The organism is Vibrio sp. 10N.261.55.A7 (genome assembly GCF_002877365.1).
Lineage (GTDB): Bacteria > Pseudomonadota > Gammaproteobacteria > Enterobacterales > Vibrionaceae > Vibrio.
Genome location: NZ_MCWZ01000142.1, coordinates 1 through 1896, shown reverse-complemented (window position 1 = coordinate 1896; position 1896 = coordinate 1). Strand labels below are relative to the sequence as shown.

Below are 1896 nucleotides of genomic sequence, written 5' to 3'. Positions count from 1 at the left end.
AGCAATGAAGCGCAAAGCTCTGACACTAAATAACGAGAACACGCACCAAATGCCCCACCCAATGCAATGAACCCAAGAATAGAAAACTGACCCATGATTACGCCTCTTAAAGTATGACTCGATAATTGTATGCCTTATGGGAGCAATTACGAGATGTTCGTGGCCATTTTTTATGTTTTATTTTGAAGCTGAACGGGTTAAAAGTACCTGAAAAATAAAAAGTTACAGGAGTCACGTTAAGCTACCTCTATGTATCCCATTAAGCCTGTTTTCATGTGTTCAATAACATGGCAGTGATACATCCACCTTCCTGGGTTATCAGCGACAAACGCGGCTTTAGCCGATCCATTTTTACCGAGCAACACGGTATCGGTATGGAAAGGTTCTTCAAGAGCTTTTCCATCCATTTCTAGGACGGTAAAAGTGTGTCCATGGAGATGAATTGGATGATGGTACTGAGTAACGTTCTTTAGATGAAATATATAGGTCTTGCCCAATTCAAGCCTTGCCAACGGCTCTGGAATATTGCCTTTGCTCATTCCTTCCCATGCACGTTTGTTCATCAGCCAAAATTTAGGTACCGCTTTCCCAGATGCGTTCGCTGGCGTTATTGCCCCTTCCCATTCAAATACAAAGTTAAGGGCAGCGGCATTTTCTAAATCTAGATCAGGTACAGGGTTAAGAGGAAGCTTAGGTAATGCCTTTGCGGTTTCTAATGTCGAGGCGATTGTCGTGAATTGGCATAACTTGAAAGGAAAACGACCTTTCATTTGCTGGACTACAATTTTACTACCAGTTTCTGGCGCTATAAACGCAAGATCAACTCTCATTCCAGGGCCAATTTTATGCTGGTCAAGTATTCGAGGCGTGGCTATTGGATTACCATCAATTGCAACTATCCATGCTTCTACTCCCGATATAGAGATTGGGTATGTAATGGTATTATCAACATTTGCAATTCTAAGGCGTGTCGTTGCACCTGCTTTAAGTGTGTATTCTGGGTGATGGACGCCATTGACCGTCCCCCACTCTCCAGGCGTCCCCATTCGCGCACTATAACGCGGAATCATCAAGTCCTTCCATTCACCTATCTTGTCAAGATGCCAATGCTTAAGCACCAATTCACGCTCTTCTGTAAAGGTGACTGGCTCTGATTCTTCGACAATGATTGTGCCGACCAATCCCATTCCGAGCTGAACCACACTATTTACATGGGGGTGATACCAGAACGTGCCTGCATCAGGTGGTGTGAATCGATAAATGAATGTTTCACCTGGCATGATCGGAGGTTGGCTAAGAAAAGGGACACCATCCATCTCTATCGGTATTCTAAGCCCATGCCAGTGAATCGTCGTTGGTTCATTTAATTTGTTGGTAAACCTGATCGTAACTGGTTGTCCTTGTCTGCACCGAATAGTGGGAGCAGGAATCTGCCCATTAAATCCAAGAACGTCCGTTTCATAGCCCGGCACAATTTCAGCCTTAGAGGGCTCAGCCGTTAAATCGTAAATGAAATTCCCCTCGTCATCGACAGAATGATTTAGAGAACAAGCGGGCAATAAAGAGGTTGCAGTGACAGCGAGTGAGGTTTGAATAAAGCGACGGCGGGAAATATCCATATCATAGACCAAGAGAAATATTTGCTTACATCTTAGCAATTTATATCTTCTATTTAACGATGAAAAGAGAGATCTAATGAATAAAGCAAATACAAAAAAGGCCCTAGTCGTGAGACTAAGGCCTTTAATATGGCAGGGGTGGAGAGATTCGAACTCCCAACACGCGGATTTGGAATCCGCTGCTCTGCCAATTGGAGCTACACCCCTAAAATTTTATTTACTCAGATTCAAAAAAACCTCGCATTAGCGAGGTTTATTGAATTAATGGCGGAGTGGA

At 43.5% G+C, this 1896-nt stretch carries 1 protein-coding gene, 1 tRNA gene and 1 pseudogene; all 3 read right to left on the bottom strand.

Annotation, left to right across the window (positions count from 1 at the left end; all coding sequences use genetic code 11):
• Positions 1-95: pseudogene (locus tag BCU12_RS08970) on the bottom strand (fluoride efflux transporter CrcB); the annotation flags it as partial.
• Positions 96-236: 141 nt separating this feature from the next.
• The gene (locus BCU12_RS08965) at positions 237-1619 is read right to left on the bottom strand and encodes a multicopper oxidase family protein (RefSeq protein ID WP_102403987.1); all 1383 of its coding nucleotides are present in this window, start codon (positions 1617-1619) and stop codon (positions 237-239) included.
• Between the two features lie 130 nt (positions 1620-1749).
• Positions 1750-1826 (bottom strand) — tRNA-Trp (locus tag BCU12_RS08960).
• Positions 1827-1896 lie beyond the last annotated feature (70 nt).